General features: G+C 49.2%; 19 protein-coding genes and 1 riboswitch. Of the genes, 4 read left to right on the top strand and 15 right to left on the bottom strand.

The genetic code is table 11. From position 1 onward, the window contains the following. Nucleotides 1-34 precede the first annotated feature (34 nt). Nucleotides 35-1,432 (bottom strand): L-cystine transporter, encoded by a 1,398-nt coding sequence (locus tag QNO02_RS07260; protein WP_091033512.1) that lies wholly within the window; start codon nucleotides 1,430-1,432, stop codon nucleotides 35-37. 353 nt (nucleotides 1,433-1,785) lie between these two features. Between QNO02_RS07260 and QNO02_RS07255 the strand changes: the two genes are divergently transcribed. Next, a complete protein-coding gene (locus QNO02_RS07255) occupies nucleotides 1,786-3,486 on the top strand; it encodes a methyl-accepting chemotaxis protein (protein ID WP_289391560.1) in 1,701 nt (566 codons plus the stop codon). 126 nt (nucleotides 3,487-3,612) lie between these two features. Here the strand turns inward: QNO02_RS07255 and QNO02_RS07250 are convergent, their stop codons facing one another. The 11 genes from QNO02_RS07250 to cobD all read right to left on the bottom strand — a co-directional run bounded on the left by QNO02_RS07250 (nucleotide 3,613) and on the right by cobD (nucleotide 15,162). Further along, a complete protein-coding gene (locus QNO02_RS07250; protein ID WP_289392705.1) occupies nucleotides 3,613-5,157 on the bottom strand; it encodes a cobyric acid synthase in 1,545 nt (514 codons plus the stop codon). A gap of 126 nt (nucleotides 5,158-5,283) precedes the next feature. Next, complete coding sequence (gene cobS / locus QNO02_RS07245) at nucleotides 5,284-6,174, bottom strand: adenosylcobinamide-GDP ribazoletransferase (protein ID WP_289391559.1); 891 nt, start codon at nucleotides 6,172-6,174, stop codon at nucleotides 5,284-5,286. Next, the gene (gene cobU, locus QNO02_RS07240; RefSeq protein ID WP_289391558.1) at nucleotides 6,171-6,731 is read right to left on the bottom strand and encodes a bifunctional adenosylcobinamide kinase/adenosylcobinamide-phosphate guanylyltransferase; all 561 of its coding nucleotides are present in this window, start codon (nucleotides 6,729-6,731) and stop codon (nucleotides 6,171-6,173) included. Before cobU ends, cobS begins: the two co-directional genes overlap by 4 nt. Further along, complete coding sequence (cobT, locus tag QNO02_RS07235) at nucleotides 6,728-7,849, bottom strand: nicotinate-nucleotide--dimethylbenzimidazole phosphoribosyltransferase (protein ID WP_289391557.1); 1,122 nt, start codon at nucleotides 7,847-7,849, stop codon at nucleotides 6,728-6,730. The genes cobU and cobT overlap by 4 nt, the downstream gene beginning before the upstream one ends. A gap of 44 nt (nucleotides 7,850-7,893) precedes the next feature. Then, nucleotides 7,894-8,706, bottom strand: a complete 813-nt coding sequence (locus QNO02_RS07230) for an ABC transporter ATP-binding protein (RefSeq protein ID WP_289391556.1) — start codon at nucleotides 8,704-8,706, stop codon at nucleotides 7,894-7,896. Beyond that, nucleotides 8,703-9,749 (bottom strand): FecCD family ABC transporter permease, encoded by a 1,047-nt coding sequence (locus tag QNO02_RS07225; protein ID WP_133386799.1) that lies wholly within the window; start codon nucleotides 9,747-9,749, stop codon nucleotides 8,703-8,705. Before QNO02_RS07225 ends, QNO02_RS07230 begins: the two co-directional genes overlap by 4 nt. After that, nucleotides 9,746-10,744, bottom strand: a complete 999-nt coding sequence (locus tag QNO02_RS07220) for an ABC transporter substrate-binding protein (RefSeq protein ID WP_289391555.1) — start codon at nucleotides 10,742-10,744, stop codon at nucleotides 9,746-9,748. Before QNO02_RS07220 ends, QNO02_RS07225 begins: the two co-directional genes overlap by 4 nt. 410 nt (nucleotides 10,745-11,154) lie before the next feature. Beyond that, nucleotides 11,155-11,285, bottom strand: a riboswitch (cobalamin riboswitch). 166 nt (nucleotides 11,286-11,451) lie between these two features. Continuing rightward, nucleotides 11,452-12,129 (bottom strand): histidine phosphatase family protein, encoded by a 678-nt coding sequence (locus QNO02_RS07215; RefSeq protein WP_289391554.1) that lies wholly within the window; start codon nucleotides 12,127-12,129, stop codon nucleotides 11,452-11,454. Beyond that, nucleotides 12,120-13,100 (bottom strand): adenosylcobinamide-phosphate synthase CbiB, encoded by a 981-nt coding sequence (gene cbiB, locus QNO02_RS07210; protein WP_289392704.1) that lies wholly within the window; start codon nucleotides 13,098-13,100, stop codon nucleotides 12,120-12,122. Before cbiB ends, QNO02_RS07215 begins: the two co-directional genes overlap by 10 nt. 44 nt (nucleotides 13,101-13,144) lie before the next feature. Then, nucleotides 13,145-13,975, bottom strand: a complete 831-nt coding sequence (locus QNO02_RS07205) for an adenosylcobinamide amidohydrolase (RefSeq protein WP_289391553.1) — start codon at nucleotides 13,973-13,975, stop codon at nucleotides 13,145-13,147. Further along, nucleotides 13,972-15,162, bottom strand: coding sequence for a threonine-phosphate decarboxylase CobD (gene cobD / locus QNO02_RS07200; protein WP_289391552.1), 1,191 nt, complete (start codon nucleotides 15,160-15,162; stop codon nucleotides 13,972-13,974). Before cobD ends, QNO02_RS07205 begins: the two co-directional genes overlap by 4 nt. 189 nt (nucleotides 15,163-15,351) lie before the next feature. Here cobD and lplA point away from each other — a divergent pair, with 189 nt between their 5' ends. Together lplA and QNO02_RS07190 are read left to right on the top strand one after the other, a co-directional pair. Then, a complete protein-coding gene (gene lplA, locus QNO02_RS07195; RefSeq protein WP_289391551.1) occupies nucleotides 15,352-16,356 on the top strand; it encodes a lipoate--protein ligase in 1,005 nt (334 codons plus the stop codon). Nucleotides 16,357-16,608: 252 nt separating this feature from the next. Next, entirely contained in the window at nucleotides 16,609-17,412 is an 804-nt protein-coding gene (locus QNO02_RS07190; protein ID WP_062833159.1) for a Cof-type HAD-IIB family hydrolase, read from the top strand. A 331-nt stretch (nucleotides 17,413-17,743) separates the two neighbouring features. Here the strand turns inward: QNO02_RS07190 and QNO02_RS07185 are convergent, their stop codons facing one another. Further along, a complete protein-coding gene (locus tag QNO02_RS07185) occupies nucleotides 17,744-19,270 on the bottom strand; it encodes an NAD(P)/FAD-dependent oxidoreductase (protein WP_289391550.1) in 1,527 nt (508 codons plus the stop codon). A 156-nt stretch (nucleotides 19,271-19,426) separates the two neighbouring features. On the opposite strand from QNO02_RS07185, the gene QNO02_RS07180 reads away from it, so the two are divergent. After that, nucleotides 19,427-19,996, top strand: coding sequence for a TetR/AcrR family transcriptional regulator (locus tag QNO02_RS07180; RefSeq protein WP_289391549.1), 570 nt, complete (start codon nucleotides 19,427-19,429; stop codon nucleotides 19,994-19,996). A 388-nt stretch (nucleotides 19,997-20,384) separates the two neighbouring features. Here the strand turns inward: QNO02_RS07180 and QNO02_RS07175 are convergent, their stop codons facing one another. Together QNO02_RS07175 and QNO02_RS07170 are read right to left on the bottom strand one after the other, a co-directional pair. After that, on the bottom strand, nucleotides 20,385-20,708 hold the full coding sequence (locus tag QNO02_RS07175) for a hypothetical protein (RefSeq protein ID WP_074094012.1): 324 nt from the start codon (nucleotides 20,706-20,708) through the stop codon (nucleotides 20,385-20,387). A 297-nt stretch (nucleotides 20,709-21,005) separates the two neighbouring features. Beyond that, nucleotides 21,006-21,944 carry a DMT family transporter gene (locus tag QNO02_RS07170; RefSeq protein ID WP_289391548.1) on the bottom strand — a complete coding sequence of 313 codons (939 nt, stop codon included), beginning with the start codon at nucleotides 21,942-21,944 and terminating at the stop codon, nucleotides 21,006-21,008. Between the last annotated feature and the right edge of the window lie 85 nt (nucleotides 21,945-22,029).

The raw sequence follows: 22,029 nt of genomic DNA, 5'->3' as shown, positions 1-22,029 counted from the left end.
TCTTAATGTGAGCTTCTATCTAATCCATTCTGTATTAAGCCTGAGCCGCAGAATCCAGCTCACGGCTCTGATCGTTAAACGTGTCCCGATCGTTTTCCTTCAAAATTCTGCTCGTCACGAGTCCTGATGTCATTGACCCGTTCACGTTAAGCGCTGTACGACCCATGTCGATCAGCGGCTCCACGGAAATGAGCAGTCCAACCAGAGCCACAGGCAGATTCATGGTGGACAATACGATCAGGGAAGCGAAGGTTGCCCCGCCGCCAACGCCAGCCACACCAAACGAACTGATCATGACTACGAGGATCAAAGTCACAATGAAGTCCCAGCTCAGCGGGTCGATGCCGACCGTCGGAGCAATCATTACCGCCAGCATGGCCGGATAGATCCCGGCGCAGCCGTTTTGCCCAATCGTAGCCCCAAAGCTTGCAGACAGGTTCGCAATACCGTCCGATACGCCGAGTTTCTTCGTCTGTGTCTCCACATTCAGCGGGATCGCCGCTGCACTTGAACGGGACGTAAAGGCAAATACCAGTGTTGGCAGCACCTTCTTCAAATACGTAACCGGGTTGAAGCCGGACAGAGAGATAATGATCAGATGAATAATAAACATGATCGCCAGCGCGATATAAGACGCAATCACGAATTTGATGAGCTTTAATATCTCTTCCGCATTCGTTGTCGCCGTTACCTTTGTAATCAGTGCTAAAATCCCGTAAGGCGTAAGCCTCAGCACCAGTGTAACAATTCGCATAACCACCGCATATACCGCATTAACCATACCGCGGAACGTCTCCGCCTGCTGAGGTTTTTTGCGATCCAGTCCAAGTACGGCTACACCGATAAACGCGGAGAAGATAACCACCGCCAGTGTGGATGTACGACGTTCTCCTGTCATATCTGCAAATGGATTCGAAGGAATGAATTCCAGCACTTGCTGCGGGATGGTCTGATCCTTCACATCAACAAGCCGTTCCTCCACCTTCTGAATCTGCGCATTCTCCCGGTCTCCTCCTTGAATCTCAATGGAAGTCAGGTTGAAGCCCAGACTGGTCACAATGCTGACCCCGGCAGCAATGGCTGTGGTGATCAACAGAATGGCAATAATGGAAACACTCATCTTGCCGAGATTTTGCTTGCCCTTCAGATTCATAATGGCCGAGATGATCGACACCATGATCAATGGGATCACGACCATTTGCAACAAACGAACATATCCTGAACCGACCAGATTGAACCAATCGACTGATTTCGTAACGACATCAGAACCTGATGTGTACACCAATTGGAGAATAACCCCGTACACAACCCCCAGTCCCAGACCCGCAAATACGCGTTTCGTAAAGGAGATATGCTTTTTCTGCATCCAGTAGAGGATGCCAAGTAAGGCAAGCATAACCACTACATTCAATATGACTAGAAAAGTATCCATTTCTTTTAAATCCTCCTCAGGTATGTGTGTAACCGGAAAATATCCGATTTTCTCTTTTATCTTTTGTACTTCCGACAAAGACATTTTACAATATAACATATAACAAACTATTCTGGTAGGTATTAATTGATATTATGTAATATGCATGTAACAGATTCATCTATTTCTGAAAAAAATACACCAAATCGTGAAAATTGTTCTATTCAACCTCCGGTTAATTTTGTAATATAGGTATATCCGCTTATTCCCAAGTTTTCTCAACGTATAATTTAGGTCTTTCTTCATTGGTAGATAGGTCTTAGGATTACGGAAAAGCGACAATGTTAATGAACTTGACGTGAAAGGATGATCATATGTTTCGTAATCGCACCGTTGCCGGTAAAATCAGAGGCACTTTGTTCCTCGTTCTGCTGGTTGCTTCCCTGTTGTTCAGTATTAGTTTTTACGCCGTTTCGATGAATATTATTCAAAGCTACGTGCTGCCGCAGTTTGACAAAGTCCTAAACACGTCCATTCAGGATATATACAAGAATACTTCAGCATCCAAAATCCTACAGGTACAGAGTGGCGGAGCCGGTTCTGAAGGTGCTGCCATGACCGTGGAATCGTATCTGGCAGATAAAGCAAAAGAACATAATCTGGATGCGGCTTACGTTGTTGCTATTCAAGATGGCTCAGCCAAAGTGGTTGTTGCCAACTCTTCCTCAGGCATGAAAGCGCAGGATGAGATCAGTGTAGAACCCGCAATGAATGCAGCTATTGAGAACAAAGAAATGGTAATCAGTGAGGTCTACTCCGATTCCTTTGGTGTACATAAAGCAGCCTTTATCCCCATTGCAGGAAGTAACATGATTATGGCTGTGAGCATGGATGCCCAGTTCATTCAAGACAAGATTACCCAGATTTTCTGGTTATGTCTTGGGATTACAGCATTAGTGTTTGTGCTCGGGTGGCTTATCTCCACTAGTATGATCAAAAGAGTGACCAAACCGATCATCAAGCTTGTCCAACATAGTAAACAAATTTCCCAAGGCGATCTGACCGCTGAACTAGAGATCAAAGGTAAAGATGAAATTGCCCAGCTTGCCGCAAGCTTCCAGACGATGACGCATAACCTGAAAGAAATGATTAGCCGTGCCTTGTCTACATCCAATGAAGTTGTGTCAGGTTCCAATGACCTGCTTCAGCGAGTTGAATCGATGTCTGGTATGGTTCGAAACTCCAGCCGCTCCGCAGAAGATGCAGAAAAAGGTAGTATCAGCATTGCGTCAAGCGCATCCGAGAACGCCAGAGCTATGGAAGAAATTACGCAAGGTATCATGCATATTGCTTCTTCTTCCGCTGAAGTATCTGACCAGATTGGTGAAGCAGCCAACGAGGCAGTAAACGGTAACCGACTGGCTCAGAATGCCATTGAGCAGATGGAGCGTGTAGGCCAGACAGCAAGCGAATCGTTGCGTTATGTCGAAACTATGAATGAACGTTCGGTAGCCATCGGCACCATTGTTGCTTCCATTTTTGAAATCACCAAACAGATTAACATGCTGTCACTCAACGCCTCCATTGAAGCAGCACGTGCCGGAGAACATGGCCGCGGATTCGCTGTTGTTGCTGGAGAAGTTCGCAAACTTGCCGAGCAATCCAAGACAGCCACGGAAGAAATATCGGATTATCTGGGTACCATTCGTGAAGATGCTGAACGCTCGGTTGATGCCATGAACCGTGTAACCCAGGAGATTGGTTCAGGTACAACTGTTGTTCAACAAGCAGGCTCAGCCTTCCAGCAGCTGAATGAATTGATCCAGAACGTGAATCTGACCATTCAGACCGTCTCTGCTTCTACACAACAAGTATCCGCTGGTGCTGAAGAAGTGAGTGCGTCCGTTGAAGAAACGGCACAAATTACGACCAAATCCCGTGAAAGTATGCTACAGATTGCTTCAACAGCAGATCTTCAGCTCAGCGAGATGGATTCACATTCGAATACAGTTCGTCATCTGCATGAACAAGCTGTAGAGCTGCAATCCGCTATGAAGAATTTCAAAATAAACTAACAGGTTAACCATTAACCTATCATCACCTGTTTTAAACCTCATTTAATCATAGGATATATAATACCCCCATGCCGCTAACATTCCGTTTTTAGAGAACGGTTTGTCGGACATGGGGGTATTGTTGTTTCACTTGGGTGCCTGAACACCCATAATCTCGTACACACGCTTCATATCCAATGCCGAACGCAACGATTCGGCTACCCGATCGAACTCCATCTCCTTACGTTCATGCGCACTATATGTCTCCTGAAGCGGCGGCAGTCCTTTTCCTGCACGCAAGGCATTCAGCCACGAACGTCGGAATTGATCACTTTCAAACAAACCATGCAGGTAGGTTCCCCACACGCTGCCATCTACTGAGCCCCAGCCTTCTTGGAAAGGTTGGCCACCTGGATGGGATATTTCAAATAGTGCGGTTACACGTTCAGGCTCGTGGCACTCTGTAACACCCATATGGATCTCATATCCATGAATAGGTAATGGAGATGTTTCCACATCTGGTTCACCAAACAGACGAATCGGATTCTGAGGTTGCACCCGTCCGGAAGCCCTGACTGTCTGTTTTTCCTGAAGAAATGTTGTCGATAGCGGAAGCCAGCCAAGTCCCTTCGCTTCCTGGATCTGATTCGCCTCCACTGCAAACGGGTCCTTCAGATGTCTTCCAAGCATCTGGTATCCACCACATATCCCTACGAGCTGAACGTTATCACGTTCGGTCTGACTGGCAATCGCCTGCTCCAGCCCAGACTCACGCAGATATGCCAGGTCACCTATGGTATCCTTCGTACCCGGTAGAAGAATGGCATCAGGACTGCCCAATTCCTCTGGCGAGGTCACGTAACGCACATTCACATCCGGTTCACGGGAAAGTGCGTCAAAGTCTGTAAAGTTGGAGATTCGCGGATATCGGATCACCGCCAGATCCAGCTCGGTTTTGCCGGATTTCCCATGACGCATGGAGTCCAGCACCACTGAATCCTCTGCTTCAATCTGAATATCTCTTATGTAAGGCAATACACCTAATACTGGAATGCCTGTCCGTTCTTCGAGCCAGTCGAGTCCCGGCTGCAACAGGGACAGATCACCGCGGAACTTGTTGATAATGAACCCTTTGACTCGCGCCACCTCATGGGGTTCCAGCAGCTCCAGCGTACCTACAATGGAAGCAAACACTCCGCCCCGATCAATATCGGAGATCAGAATCACCGGCGCATCGGCCCAGCCTGCCAGATTCATGTTGACGATATCCCGGTCCTTCAGATTGATCTCGGCCGGACTGCCCGCTCCTTCCATCAGCACAATATCATAGGTATCCCGTAGCCGATTCAACGCATCCATCACCGTCTGCTTTGCTTCAGGCAGAAACTTCTGGCGATAATCTGATGCACTCATCTGGGCAAAAGGTACACCATGTACCACGATCTGCGAATGCATGTCCCGCACCGGCTTGATCAGGATTGGATTCATATCGGTTGTCGCCTCAATACCGCAGGCCTCGGCCTGTGCTCCCTGAGCCCGACCAATCTCCTTGCCATCTTCCGTCACATAGGAATTCAGTGCCATGTTCTGTGATTTAAACGGGGCTGGCTTGAAGCCATCCTGCTTAAAAATCCGGCACAATGCCGTTGTGATGACACTTTTGCCTACATCAGAAGCCGTTCCTTGCAGCATCAGTACCGCCGCTGGTTGTGATGGCCTATCTTCCACGCTCTCTCCCCCTGTCTCCGTGTTATATCCAGATCACCTTGCTCCCAACCTCATGCGTAACACTTTCTATACTGCTTCTTACTTCAAAAGTTACAGCCAGAACAGTCCTTGAAGCACGCTCAGCACGGTCAACAAAGCCGCCTCCAGCAGCTCATTCATGGCACCATACGTATCCCCGGTTAAACCGCCGAGCCGTTCACTGATCCGGGCAGCCACGAATCGGCCGATATAATAACACGCCACAGGCAGTATAATAACTGCCGTCACCGGGTATAGCCACCATGGCAGTGTTCCCAGCCCACTCACCATCGCATCTGCAATCCCCATATCCGGCTTGAAAAGCCACACCGCGGCAAACGTAACCGCCCCTGCGATCAGGGTCAGCCCCACGGCTGAGCTGCGTGCACGCTGGACTTCCTTCCGCTCACCGAGACCTTTGAACAATACCGCAAGTCCATCATCTCCGCGTGCATTCGGCCAGGCCGACATTGCATACACCATGAACCAACGGCTCCAGATCATGGGCAGGATCAGCAGCGCACCGTACACCCAGTGGCCCTGGGCAATAAAATCGGCGATCAGCGCCGCTTTCATCATGAGCAGCAGCACACAGGCAATTACTCCCATGGCCCCGACACGGCTGTCCTTCATAATCTCCAGCATTCGTTCACGGGTACGATAACTGAGCAAACCATCCGCCGTATCCATCCATCCGTCAAGATGGAGCCCTCCGGTGAGCCATACCCATAACGTCAAAGTTAGGATGGCAGCCGGAAATGCGGGAAGCACTGCACCACTTAAGGCTCCCAAGAGCCAGACACACAGACCAATTGCAGCACCGACCAGCGGGTAAAAGACTACACTTTCCCGCAGCAGCGGCGGGACAAAATCGATTTGCATTTTGACAGGGAAACGGGACAAAAATTGAAAAGCGGCGGCCGCCGCATGTTTGCGCTGAGGAGCAGGCGTGCCCTCCTTCATAAGCGGTACTCCTTGCTTTTTAGTTCAATCGCAATGCCCACGGTCACCAGAAATACTTCACCACATATCGCTGCAATGCGCTGATTCAGTACACCGGCCAAATCCCGATATTTCCTGCCAAGGGCATATTCCGGTACGATCCCGTCCCCCACTTCATTCGTAACCAGAACAAGTAAACCGGGATAGGTTCGAATCGCTTCAACCAGCTCGTCCAAATGTCCCTGTAACACCTGCTTCTCGTCATGCTCATGCGCTAACAGAACATTTGTCAGCCACAGCGTCAGGCAATCCACCAGAACGGTGGGTGCAGAAGTCCCTGTATGCCCTTCACCCATGCGGCTTATCAAAGCAGGCAGATGTATCGGCTCTTCCGTTGTATGCCACAGATACCCCGATGCCTCGCGCTGATGCTGATGCATGGCGATACGCTCACGCATTTCATCATCGTAGGCCTGAGCTGTCGCCACATACCAGGCCTCCGAGGAACGTTGCATGCAGAGACGCTCGGCAAAGGAACTTTTGCCACTGCGTGCGCCGCCTGTCACCAGTACGCTCATCGGGAACTCTCTCCTTGCAGGGATGAATCAACCGACGCAGCAGAGTCCGAAGCATGGCTTGCCCCGTCCGAGACACCCGCGCTTGCAAAGGTTGCCATCTCGTTCAGAATGAGACATGCTGCGTCAATCAGATGAAGACTAAGCACACCGCCTGTGCCTTCACCCAGACGCATGTCCAGATCCAGCATCGATTTCAGGTCCAGTTCACGCAGCAGCGCTCCATGCCCATTTTCATGTGAAGTATGAGAAGCGATCATATAAGCCGTACTCAGAGGTGCAAGTTGTCTTGCAACCAGCGCTGCCGCGGTAGAGATGAACCCGTCTACAACGACCGGACACCGATGAGCAGCTGCTGCGAGGATAACCCCCGTGAGTCCAGCAATCTCCAGTCCACCCACCTTGCACAGAACATCCAGTGCATCATCCGGGTTCGGTGCGTTTACACTAAGCGCCTGGCTGACTACAGCAGCCTTGCGCTGCAAGCCTGCATCATCAATCCCTGTACCTCTCCCCACAGCGGCAGCTGGTGCAACTCCGGTTAACGCGCTCATTACCGCAGCACTTGCAGTTGTGTTGCCAATTCCCATCTCCCCGGTGACAAACAGCTGTGTTCCCTTCGCCACCTCTGCCGATACAACTTCGGCTCCTGCAAGGATAGCCCGAACTGCCTCATCCCGGGTCATCGCTGCCCCTCGGGCCATGTTGGCCGTGCCTTTGCGAATTTTGCGGGAGAGCAGGTCCGGATGTTCAAGATCGGCATTCACCCCGATATCCACACAGATCACATCAGCTCCGGCGTGACGTGCAAGCACATTCACCGCAGCACCTCCAGCGAGGAAATTCAGGACCATCTGCGGGGTCACTTCAGCAGGAAAGGCACTGATGCCTTCTTCCACTACGCCGTGATCTGCGGCCATGACAATGACCGCCCTGTGATCAAAACGCGGACGTGCATTGCCCGTCATGCCTGCCAAACGGATCACCAGCTCTTCCAATTTGCCCAGACTCCCCGGCGGCTTCGTCAACGAATCCACATGCGCAGAGGTTTCTGCCGCCACTTCCTGGTCAGGAGCAGTAATCTTACTTATTAAATGCTCCAACACCTGTTCATTATTCATACAACCAGCACTTCCTTCATCAAAATATGGTTGCCCCGCTTCATTTAATCGATGTCCCGCCGCAGCAGCAGTTGAGGTATGGCATGGTCGGGATGGGAGACAATCGCGGGTTTGACGCGAAATATATCCTGGATATTCTCATCGTTGATCAACGTATGAGGTGTGCCCTTTCCAACCGCCATACCCTCACGGAGCGCCAGAATGTGATCGCAAAATAACGCGGCCAGATTCAAATCATGCAGCACAGCCACAATTGTAATGTTATTTCTCTGTCGCCATGCCGATAATAATTCCATGAATTGCAATTGATATTTAATATCCAGAAACGTGGTCGGCTCGTCCAGCAGCAGTAACCGCGGCTCCTGAGCCATAACTTTGGCTAGTGCGACTCGCTGCCGTTGCCCGCCGCTGAGTGCATCCAGCGGTCTGTCCGCCAGCTCTGTCAATCCTAGATCTTCAAGCACCTTGTCCACTACAAGTGCCCCATCACCCGTTTCCCGCCCCAGCCAGTTCTGGTATGGATATCGCCCCATCTCCACCACGTCTCGCACGGGATAGGAGATGGCTGGCAAGCCATCCTGCTGCAATACAGCGATCATGCGCGACAGGTCCTTACGGCTGTAAGAGCCAATATCTCGACCATCGATACGGATCTGACCTTCGTTTAACTGTTCCGTTCCGGCAATAAGCTGGATCAGGGTAGACTTGCCGCTGCCGTTTGGTCCGACAACTCCCCACCAGTCACCTTCGCCAACATGCCAGTCTACATTACGCAATGCCTGATGATTGCCATATGACTTCCCTGCTCCCTTAATGGAGATAAGTGAAGTCGAGTTGGAACTGGTACTGAAATTCATGGCATCATCCCCTTCTGCAACTTTTTGTTCCGGTGCAGCAGGTAAGCAAAGAACGGCGCACCAACAAAGGCGGTGACAACACCGAGCGGAATTTCAGTTGGCGCCAGCAACGACCTTGCGATGGTATCTGCCCACACCATGAAGATCGCACCACCAATGGCAGACAAAGGTACCAACAGTCGGTAATCCGGCCCCACCACCAGCCGCAACATATGCGGGATCACCAATCCAACAAATCCAATGACACCCGATACCGAGACAGCCCCAGCAGTCAGCAGTGTGCCAACTGCCAGCACGGACAGCTTGAGTCTGTCCACTCCGATCCCGATATGTGCCGCTTGACGTTCTCCCAGTGCAAGCACATTCAACGAGCGTGCGCGGCTCCAGAGAAAGACCAGCCCTAACAGAAAATACGGGAAAAGGATGGCCGTATACGACCACCCACGCAGAGCCAGACTTCCCATCGTCCAGTATATAATTTCATTAATCGTCTGTTTCGACATGGTCGACAGGAAGGAAACAACTGCGCCCAGGAAACTTTGCATGACCACACCAGCCAGAATGAGGCTGTGTGTAGGTATTTTACGCCCTTCACGAGCCAGTGCCATAACAAACCATAACGTGATTACACCCGTCAAAAACGCCACCAGTGGCAACGTCCAGATTCCGATCAGTGCATACTGCAATCCGAAGAAAATCAGAAAGGCTGCACCCACCGAAGCACCGGATGATACGCCCAGGGTGAACGGGTCTGCCAGCGGGTTCCGAAGAACCCCCTGGAATCCCGCACCAGCAATCGCCAACGATGCGCCAACGAGCACGGCAAGCAGTACACGTGGGAATCTGACTTTCCAGATAATCTGTTCGGCTGCCTTATTCCAATCCGGTGTAATCCAATCGCCCACCCAGGGAATTTTGTGAATCAGGATACCTGCAATATCCCGGATCGGCAAAGCTACTGAACCAATGCCCGTGCAGATGAGCACGGTGAGCACCAGCAGCACCATGCCCGTCGTTCCGAACAGGATCAGCTTTTTACTCATTGGAATAAGTCAGGGTAGATCGCTTTGGCTACTTCTTTCAACCCTTGAGTTACCCGTGGACCCGGACGGCTCAGCAGGTTGGCATCCAGGCCAATAACCGCGTCATTTTTCACAGCCGTAATTTGATCCCAGCCACTGCGCGCCTTGATGATCTGATCCAGTGTTTTGGAGTTTTCATCAATTACATCATTAGCATACAGAATCACATCCGGGTTGGAGGCAATCACGTTCTCTTCATTGATTTCATACCAGCCCTCTTTGTCCGAAGCAATATTGCTGCCACCGGCTACAGTGATGAGTTCATCCATAAATTCGCCTTTACCCACAGTCCAGCCTGGGGAGAATTCAACGTATACTTTTTTCTTATCTTCCGGTTTAACTGCCTTCACTGCTTCCGTTACATCCGTAACGTCCTGTTTCATCTGAGTGATGATTTCTTGTGCTTTTTCCTGATGATCGGTAATTTTACCGAAGGTTTCGATATTATTCATCACATCGTCAATGGATTTAGGATCCGTTTTGAAAATGGTAATGCCCAGTTCACGCAGTTTCTTCACCGCATCTTCGCTCATGGAGATACCTGTGAAGACAATGTCGGCTTCAGCTGCAATAATGGACTCTTCATTGGGCTTGGTGATACCGCCCATTTTAGCTTTGGTTGTTGCCGCTTCCGGATAATCGTCATAGTCGGATACACCAACGATTTGATCGTCCAATCCAAGGGCAAACAGGGATTCCGTCTCAGCCGGAGACACGGATACGATTTTGGCTGGTGCCTTTTCAAAGGTGAACGATTCACCCGTTGCATCCGTAACGGTAAGTGGATATTGTGTTTTGAGGTCCGTCTGCGCCTGGCCTTGGGATTGCTCCTGTGCCGGTTGCTGTGAAGTACCTGTACCCTCGTTTGTTGTTGCATTTCCACATCCGGCCAAAGCCAGTGCGAGTGCCGCTGCACTTAGCAGGGACGCTACGTTTTTCCAATTCTTGATATTCATTCTGTTATTCTCCCCTTCTCTATTTGTACTATTTTCTTGCATCGTGCTCGAACTCTTACTCCCCATGCCTTGGTGTTCCTGTGTAAGGTTTGAACTGCAACATTTACACGCTAACGGAGAGTGCAGAACCAATCTGAAGAAACGAAGTGTTCGCCTTTATCACCGGATTTTCCATTTCAAAAAGGGAATCAAAAAATCTGGGGATAACAGCGATCGGAAGATGGTACTGCAATCGGAGTGACCTCGTGTAAAATTGGTCTCGGTTCATCTTACATGAACAATAAAAAATCCCCAATCCTTGGACAAGGATCAGGGATGACGTCTCGCATATGGCGATCTGTACATGTTCAACCAAGGGTTGTCCATGCGCATAGAATAGCCCGAAACGCTGTCCTTTCCTCGAAGGAACACCGGTTTGTACGTCCAGGGCAGGTAACCTGACTTACAGGAATCATCCTGTTTTACAGTGGCGGGACCGTGCCGGATTTGCACCGGCTTCCCCATTTCACCCATGTGTGTTTCATGACTCGTACTAAATTTGCCATGAAAACAGCCTTCACACGCGGGACCCTTGGTCGCTGATATGGTAAACCATTGTCGTGTAATTTCTGCATGCTGCATAATCGTTCAGGCATCACACCTGCAGCGTATCTGTATCCATGCTGAAGTCACACTTCTGTTGTGATTATAGGGTATATTGTACATCCTTACAACCCGATCGGCGGAAAAGTCACTCTGCTGCCAAACCACTGATTCCCCTGTTGATCAAGCTGAACCTGAATCGCCTGTCCCGGGACGACATGTGTATCCCAGAACCCAAGCCCGGCAATCAGACGGGACAAGGCATACCGGATGACACCACCATGCGTAACCACAACTATGGTTGACTCGCGCCCCTCATCAACATGCATCGAAGCACGACCCTCCAACAACATCTCTTGGAGAAAGGAATCCAACCGTCCGGTAAACTCCTGCCACGATTCCCCCCCGGGCGGAGTGACCTCCTGCGGCGCATCAATCCAGTTTCGGTACACAGGGTTATCCTTAAGCTGATCATACGTCAGCCCTTCCCACTGTCCAAAATCATTCTCGCGCAGGCGCGAGTCAAACTTCACCTGTCCGATGGCATCAGGAAGAATCTGTTCCAGCGTCTGCCGGCAGCGAAGCAGATCACTGCAATATACCTCATTCCACGAAACACCGCTCAATTGTTCATGAAGCGGAGCCAGTTCTTCTTTGGCATTTGGCAGCAGACCGATGTCGGTATGCCCCAGATATCTTTTTTCCACATTCCATAACGTTGTCCCATGACGGACCCACAGAATGTTTCGTTTCAGCGGCTCAGGCTGATTCGTATGTACTTCATTGCCTCCATTTATGACCATAACAGCGTCCCTCCTGCTAGCCACACCCCCAGCGTTATGAACACGCATAGTACCACAAAAGCCCCTGCCGACCAGAACATCAGGCGTGACGTTTGCACAATATCCTCGGCTTCCATCGGCCTTGTGGCTTCACCCATGTAGGCACGAAATGAAGCAACGCCGTGATACACGTTATGTCCGCCAAGCCGGATGCCCAGTGCTCCGGCCACCGCTGATTCGGGAAAACCGCTATTCGGACTTGGATGTAGTCTTGCATCCCGTTCGACCATGCGTGCTGCTCCTTTGGCGTCCAGCTTCATGACCCAGGCACCCACGATTAACAGAATCGCGGTCAGCCGCGCAGGTATCCAGTTCGCCACATCATCCAGACGGGCCGAGGCCCAGCCAAGATGCAGATACTTGTCATTTTTATATCCGACCATGGAATCCAACGTGTTGACGGCGCGATAAGCCATGGCTAGTGGAGCGCCTCCAATAAGTGCATAGAATAACGGTGATACAATGGCATCCACGATATTTTCAGCAACCGTCTCCACCGTTCCCCGCACAACCTCCGGTTCGTCCAGATGCGCCGTATCACGCCCAACAATCATGCCCAGTGAAGTTCTGGCCGCCGGCCAATCCTGCTGCTTCAGATGACGATACACTTCCATACCTGCATCCTTCAGCCCTTTTGAAGCAATGGTCGTTGCAATGAGCACCACTTCAGCTGCCGCTGCAATGACAGGATGAATCAGCCCAATCACATATACGAGTCCCCAGGTGATGGCAAAAGAACCCCCTGCAATCACAATTGGGAACAACAGCCCTGCTCTCTTCAGCCCCAATTCTGTGCGCACACGCGAGCGAATGACACGTTCCAATGCCGAGATGCCTTTTCCCATGCCAATCACCGGGTGGGGAATCCAGCGCGGATCTCCGATACATCGGTCCAACAGGTACGCCAGTATAATAATCCAGGCTCCCGCCATGCCTGTCCAGAATGGCCAGGTCCATAGATGCTCCAGCTCAAAAGTCATTTGTGCTTGATCCTCTCTTTCCATAACAGTCCGGCCTGAAGGCTCTCCGTCACCGTGTCGTACACCAATCTGCCAATTGCCGCCCCTGCCGTAGTTGCTGTCCCGGCATAAGTGATCATCGGATGAGGTTCCTCCACTGCCTGACGTACCGCCAACACAATGGCATCGGTTGTGGTACCGGTGGCGGGCAACCCGTTCTCCGAATCCAGAACACCCGCATCCGCCAGCGCGGCCGCTTTGGATTCCACCGCCGTCTGTACCGCATTCACCATCGCCCCAGTGGTCATGCGTCCATTCAACCAGAGCATGATGTTAATTGTACCCGGGACATAGGGGTGAATCGTTAGATTCCGTGCTGAAGGAGCAGAGCGCTCCCTGCCGGAAGACATCGTCTTATTTCCCGCCGCATCAAATACCGTTCTCTCCGACCCCGCGCGTGCGGCATTCGATACACCCGCAGTGGTGCAACACAGAAGACCAAATTCATCACTTGTATATTCCTGAATGGAGGTATGCTCCAGCCTTACGGCCGTCAATAATCCGGCGCATTGATCTCGCGGCTCATGCCATTCATTCAGCGCTTGTTCGATATCACGCGGCGGATCATCACAGCGGTAATGCCTGTCCACATAGATGTTAAATATGCGATCCAGTTCTATCATCCCACCGCCATATACTGCACTCGACAGCGCTTGGGCAGCCCTTGGGCTCTGTGCTTTGATATGTCGTTCATATGCGGATATGTTCAGTCCGGGCCAGGAAGAGGAAGCATATTCATTCTCTCCTGTTTCTCCATTCGCAAAGTAGTTATAAAACGGGAGTGTCACGACCGCCTCCCTCCCTGTGCCTGTTCCGAATCTTTCGTCTGCTCCTGCTGACTTGATTCATGAATGGAGGACTGATCGACATTCGGATATCCCTTGGTTTCCAGCACGCTGCCCAGCACTTCGAGCAATGTAGCATTGGCGTCTGCATCCTTGACCGCGAAACGTACATGCCCTTCGTCAAGCCCCGGATACATGGCACAACTGCGAATCAGGATGCCTCTTCTGCCCAGCGCCTCCTGCATTGATGCTGCTGTCCAAGGGGCCGGCACACGTACCAAAATAAAATTCGCCTCTCCCGGTGTCACCGCACATCCGTACGCCTTCAGTCCTTCGATGAGACGCCCCCGTTCCCGCGTGATCTGTGCTATGGTCTCCTGTTCGTACCGTTCTCCGCTGCGCAGACAGGCTTCCCCTGCCATGAGCGCCAGACCGTTGACACTCCAGGTCACCTGTTTCTTCGTCATCGCCTGGATGTATTCCGCACGGCCCAAAGCATATCCGAGACGCAAGCCCGGAATGGCATAAAACTTTGTCATCGAGCGAATGATGATCACATTTGGATAGTCATTCAGATGTGCTGCCAGGGACTGACGCCGGGCTACCGGAATAAAATCCATAAATGCCTCGTCAATAACGAGTACGGTTCCCGTTTTTTCCGCTTTAAGGGCAAGCCTTTGCAATACCTCAAGCGGATATTGTACACCGTTTGGATTGTTGGGCTGGCCAAGGAAGAGCAGGTCTACCTTTTCCATGAGCTGCTCGATCTCCTCAGGTCCCGCTCGCCACGCCAGTTCTTCTCTGCCCTCCGTATGCACAACCTCGGCACCGAATTGTCGTGCCAACGCCCGGTACTCCGAGAATCCCGGTTCCACCGTACCCACCTTGCGCGGGGCAAGCCCCAACAGAATGAGCGCCATGCTTTCGGCTGCACCGTTGCCCACGGAAATCTGCTCCTGCCTCACACCAAGACGCTCGCTAAGCAGTGCTTTGAATCCCCGATGCCCCGGATCGGGATACCGAATCACCGACTGCCATCCTTGCTGTATAGCCTCCAGCACCCCTCTGGGCGGACCGAGCGGATTAATGTTGGCACTGAAATCCAGAAAATCGGCGGCTTCCCTCCCAAATCGTGACGCAGCCGTCTCCACGTCCCCGCCATGTCCGAACACTTCGATATAACCGGTCATTCTTCCGTCATCCTTTCTGTATGTCCTTTTTATTATGGATGGCACGGGAGGTGTGGGTCAATCCTGTTTTCTTTGTGTCCCAACCATAATTCGTTTACAATAGAAGAGGAATTTCGGTTCCGTTTGATATACAAGGTTCACTACATAAGGGACTAGCAATCCCTCACATACATTAATGGAGGAATGACCATGCTGTTTGTAGACAACCAGGGCATTACAGATCCTTCTGTAAACCTTGCCATTGAGGAGTACATTCTGAAACATCTGCCGATGGAGGATGACAGCTATCTGCTGTTCTACATCAACCGTCCATCGATTATCATCGGAAAACATCAAAATACGATTGAAGAAATTAATATCGAGTACGTTCAGGATAACGGTGTGCAGGTAGTTCGTCGTCTTTCGGGAGGCGGCGCGGTATATCACGATCTGGGCAACCTGAATTTCAGTTTTATTACAGCGGATGACGGTCAATCCTTCCACAATTTCCGCAAGTTCACCCAACCTGTGGTTGAAGCTTTGCACGAGCTTGGTGTAAATGCCGAGTTGACCGGGCGTAATGATCTGCAAGTCGGCGAAAAGAAAATTTCGGGCAACGCCCAGTTTTCCACACGTGGGCGCATGTTCAGTCATGGCACATTGATGTTTGATCTGAATCTGGAGCATGTTCAGGCTTCCCTGAACGTCAATCCCGAGAAGTTCAAATCCAAGAGCACCAAGTCCGTGCGCAGCCGGGTCGCCAACATACGTGATCTGATTGACACCAACCTGACGATTGAGCAGTTCCGCGATGAGCTGTTACGTCACATTTTCCGGATGGAGCCTAAGGACGTTCCACAGTACACGCTCACTGACAAGGACTGGGACAAAATCAAGGAAATCTCCGCTGAGCGTTATAACAACTGGGACTGGAACTATGGCTTGTCTCCGGAAAGCAATGTGAAGCACACTCGCAAATTCCCTGTCGGCATCATCGATCTGCGCATGAACATCAAGGATGGACGCATCGAAGATATCAAAATCTTTGGCGACTTCTTCGGCGTAGGTGATGTAGCTGATATTGAAAATATGCTGCGCGGCAAGCGGTATGAGGAAACCGAGGTGCGTACTGCACTTGAGGGCCTGGATGTAAAACATTACTTCGGCAACCTTGAGCTGGAAGACTTTATTGGCCTTGTTTTCCTGGAAGAGTAGGTATATAAGTTCAACTCAAGAATGTTTACACCTGCCACTCCGATGACAGAATAACCTTCCGATCGCTGTTATCCCCAGATTTTTTTGATTCCCTTCTTCAAAGGGAAAATCCGGTGATAAAGGCGAACGCTCCGCTTCTTCAGGTTTTTTCTGTCCTCTCCGTTCTCGTGTAAGACGTTTAATTGAACTGATATAGATTAAGTCGGGTATAGATACCAGATAGATACAGATAAAAAAAGGAGAGAAATACAGATGACCTACAAATTAATCGCAATCGATATTGATGACACACTGATCAACGACAACAAGGAAGTAACCCCTGCTACACAGACTGCACTGGAACAAGCGGTTGCCCATGGTGTAACTGTAACGCTGGCGACTGGACGTGCTTATGCTTCCGCACAAGCGCTGGCTCGTCAAACCGGACTTAACGTGCCAATCATTACGTATCAAGGCGCATTGGTGAAAAACCTGCTGGACGAAAAAGTCCTTTATGAGCGTTACGTTCCACAGGAAGCTTCTCGCAAATTGTATGATTACTGCCTGGAGAACAATCTCCACCTTCAAACATACATTGACGACAAGCTGTATGCCCGTGAGGAAAACGACAAGCTGCGTGATTATGCCAAATTAAACGGCACCCAATATTACATCGAATCTGATTTCATCAAAGTGATCGAACAAAAAACTCCGAAGCTGCTTATTATCGATGAGCCAGACTACTTGGATAAGGTTGCCGTTGACCTGCGTGAATTGCTCGGACCACAAGTGCATATCACCAAGTCCAAACCTTACTTCCTGGAGATCATGCATAATGAAGGAACTAAAGGCCACGCCCTGACCTTCCTCGCTGACCATTTCGGTCACCAGCTCAGCGAGTGTATTGCCATCGGCGACTCCTGGAACGACCATGAGATGCTCGAAGTTGCTGGTCTTGGTGTAGCGATGGGCAATGCCATCCCTGCCCTGAAAGAGCTGGCAGACTACATTACGGCAAGTAATAACGAAGACGGTGTAAAAGAGGTTATTGAGAAGTTTGTGCTGAACGCAGAGTAAATAAGATCAACGAACAGCCCAGTCGGCGAATTTCGCCGTGCAGGGCTGTTTTTTTGATTTTAAAAATATGTTCATTATCCTATTTAAACGATTATATTAGGTATATTTCTCTGTTTTTTTTATGTTTTGAGAGCAACAATGCGGTAATCAAGGATAATTGTAGTGAAATCGTAATCGCCATAGATAAGATGACACGATTTGTATCTGGGACATCGGCAAAAAAAAAAAAACAATAAAAAATACAATGAATGAGATTACAATGCTAGCTATGAATTTGAAAATTATTCGTTTCATGTTTTGCCTACTTTCACGCACCACGATTCATTGTCTCTTACTTGCTCATGGCATGCTGGAAAGACTCCAACAGTTTCTTAATTTGCCCATCAAATTCCAGTTGAAATGGCGGAATGATCTCATCTATTCTTTGCTGGAATAGCTCCGGATCTTGGACACCAAGCTCCGCTCTTAACTCCATTTCTTCTTCGGAACCATTGTCGTTCAGGATCATGTTCAGGATTTCACCTTTAAAGTATTCACTTGGAGGAAGGATTAGAGCATTCATCAGGAACTGGGTAAAAAAGAGATGATTATTATTTTCCTGACTCGCCTTTTTCATCGCCTGCTTAGTAAACAAGTTTATATACTTCTGAGCAAACGTAACCCCTTTCATTCGGGAAGGCCCAACCTGTTCGACCCCTTTCCAGCGCAGATCGGCCACAGAACTAAGCCACCAGGCCGGTTCAATCGCCTGCTGCATACGAAGCAGGATTTGGCGCTCAAACTGCGGCTCAGGATGTATTCGCTGCTCATCCAAACATTTTCCTATGGTCTCGGCTTCAATTGCTGCGACCGTCATGCCTTGGCCATGGATCGGATCGAAGCTGCAAAATGCATCGCCAAGGACGAGTAATCCGGAGGGCCAATTCTCCATGAGTTCAAAATGTTGACGGACAGACTCGGAAATACGGTATCCCCGCGGTCCTTGAAACGGCTCCAGCTGGTCTGCCAACGCTACGATTTCATCCGAAGCAAACAGATGTTTGATTTGCTCTTGGAACTCATCCGGATGGGTTGAAGGATATTCATCTCCTCCTGCGTTGAACAGTAATAGTCCAGCGATCTCATTCTCAATGCGCCACAACATGCCTGCACGAGTTCCTTGCACAGGATCGGACTCTGTTATCACCGTTCCCCAGTCATTTTGAATAGAGGATGGTATCTTATAATAGCGGGTGCTGTAACCAAGAGACACCTTCAGCACTTCCGGCTCAGGCACGGACACCCCTATCTGTTCAAGCCATCTGATCAATTTGGAAGAACGCCCCGCGGCATCAATAACCATATCTGCTGCAAGCATTGCTTCCCGGTTATTCCGGCCTCTTTCCTTGGTATACACGCCTGTAATCGAACGCTGATCTTCTGATGCCATTAACCCGGTAACTTCCGTACTCGTTAAGAAGCTTATATGATCGATGTTTTGGACGCGCTGACGCAGTACCCACTCCAGCAGAGCTCTACTGCTAGATGCAATTTTGAATGAGGAATTAGCATTTGCCTTATTAACTAATGTACCGTAGCGATTGGCAATCACAAATTTCTCTTCATTTGAAGGAATGGCGCCAAGCGCGACCAATTCGTCATTGTATCCGGGAAAGTACTTTTCCAGAATGAGTCCGCCGCGCGGTAATACACGATGTGGATGAAAGGATTGAGGCACACCCTGCCGATTCCCCGGTTCAGAAGGTAATTCATCTCGCTCAATGATACATACCTCATCATAATAATCAGATAACATCCTTGCAGTGATTAACCCTGCAATACCTGCCCCAATTACCACAGCTTTTTTCATATCGGACATCGCCACTTCATCCTCTCTAATCCATCATATTTTATCTACACTTGTAGCCCTATCAAAAAATTACTTATAATACCAATATACACTTGGAATCTCGCATCAAGTAAGAATCAATATCAGGATACTATATAGCTAAACTACAATAAGGAAATGATGTAGATGAAAATGATTGATAAAAAGGTGGATTTGAGAGTTACCCGAACTCATAAATTGTTAACGATGGCGCTTCTCGATCTGTTATGTGAGAAAGGCCAGCTATTCAGCAACATCACAATTAATGAAATATGTGACAAAGCTATGGTTCACCGAACAACATTTTACAAACATTTTAAGGATAAATTTGCTCTACTGTCCTCCACCCTAACTTGGGTCCTTCGGGATTATTTACACATGAATGTAGAAGATCGGATACAGCAGCCTTTGCAAAGCGTATCTAAAATTCTGTTCGGAAATGTACTGGAGACTATCGTGCAGAACCAGCAGAAGGATGAGGGGTTTAACAACTTTTTCATACATTATATCGGAGAGATATTCAGACGAGATTTTCTGGAATTGAAGAGAAGAGGTAAACATTTTTCACTTCCCATTGAACTGGTAGCCGAGTTCCACTCGGGGGTTATTCGTTTACTTGTGACGTGGTGGATACAACATTTCGATGAAAATGTTACGGCAGAACAGATGGATGAATATTACTACCAACTGGTTAACGAGAACATCATGTTGGAATAACAAACAGCTCAACCTAAAATCAAGGGCTGATTTTGAGATTGAGCTGCATACCTTCAAACTTTACCTATTTTAAAACAGTTTCGGAAGCCTGCACTGTCACCCTCGCACGCTTTCCTTTCTTCAACCAGCCGCTCACCTTCTCATTCATCGCCAGCAGTCCTGAAACGACCAGCACCACTCCGATCCATGTAACCCAGCTGACATGCTCACCTGGAGATCCGGTTATTGAGAAGTTTGTGATTAAGGCGGATTACGGTTCAAGCGAAGCATTCAGCACAAACTATGTTCTGATCAAAACATAAAAAAACAACAGCCCTGTACAACGATAACTCGCTTGTGTAGGGCTGTTATTTTAAGTGTAACTATGTATTATCATCTTTCTCAAAACTCATTTTTTGTTAGCCATTTTCTCTAGTGCTCTAACGGCACGCTCACGTTGTTCCCTCTTCACAGCCCGGTAGTGACTTGCATCCTCTCCAGCACTGCTAAAGAATCCCCAGAGCATCCCAATTAAACTACCCACTATACTAGGAACCGCCTGATTCACCCAGTAAAAATCCATATCCAGTTTAATACTTAGAAATAAAAGTCCACCCCAGATGATAAAATAGCCATAAAAAGCTAGATAACGATGACTAAATGCAAAAAGTAGATAAATTAAAAATGCAACAAAACCTAAAACAATCGAAATCACATGAAATTCATCTTCCATAATAACGTAACTCCCTAATGCCAGTCTAGTTGTTTTGCATAAACTCATTGAACTCTAAGAATTTCTTTTCACTTACATGCTCGATTAAACTCTCGCTTGGTAGAACTTTCTCCTCTCCGCTTTGTTAAACGCACTCCACACTATATCATATCCTGCTTCTTCTTATAACCTATATTTAATTCTTATGAACAAATAACCATCCGTTTACGTCATCCAAGATGTCGTAAACGGATGGTTTAGTTTCCTGTACTACTCATTGAATTATCGCTCTCATTCCTGTGCAGAATTACGCATCACCTATTTCACCACAGGTTTGGAGGTTTGAGATACTGAATAGGAACGCTTTCCTTTCTTCAACCAGCCGCTCACCTTCTCATTCATCGCCAGCAGACCTGAAACGACCAGTACCACGCCGATCCATGTAACCCAGCTGACATGCTCACCATAGACAACAGCACCAAGACCTACAGCAATGGGCGGAGAAATGTATAACCAGGTTGCCGGGAATAACGGGTTGGTTCGCGACATAATCCAATAGAACAGACTATGCCCCACCATGGAGCCTATGACAGTCAGATAGATCACCGACGAGACGGCAGGCACCCAGTCCAGAGCAGACATATTCCACGATTCCGTTCCGGCCGAGAGCAGAGTTAAGAGCAATCCCCCATACATCATCTGCACCGCATTAATCGCTACAGGACTAGCCTCCTTGAACTGATGAATGACCTTTTTGGAGTATAATGCACCTGCTGAATAACAGACTTCTCCCACCAGTACCGCGATACAACCCCACATGAACAAGGAACCTGCACCAAGCGATACACCTGGCAGCACAACCAGAACCACACCGGTGAACCCGATCAGGCAGCCTGTAATCATACGGCCAGATGTTTTTTGCCGTAACAACGCCGTCTGCATCAACATAATCATCAGCGGCCCTGTCGCTGACAGAATGGCACCCACACCCGAGCTCACATGCTGTTCAGCCCAATATAATGTGGCAAAGGTGCCGAAGGTCAGACCCGCTCCCGTCAACAACATCTCCTTGCGGAACAGGAGTGACCAGCTCACTTTGCCCTTCATCCACATCCATGCAAACATCAGCGCTCCCGCGATTACAAATCGCAATCCGGCTGACAGAAAAGGCGGCATGCCTGCCTCTACTCCAATTTTAATAGCCAGAAATGTTGTACCGAAAATAAGACACATGACCGTAAATGCAATCCCCACCATGATAACCACTCCTTTGTCTGTTCTTCATCATATCTCATGGTCTACAGAACAGAATGAACAAAACAGAACAGTTGTCGCCTATTAG

The sequence above is a fragment of the Paenibacillus sp. PK1-4R genome, from assembly GCF_030369595.1.
Taxonomy (GTDB): domain Bacteria; phylum Bacillota; class Bacilli; order Paenibacillales; family Paenibacillaceae; genus Paenibacillus.
This window is presented reverse-complemented; position numbering and strand designations above follow the sequence as displayed.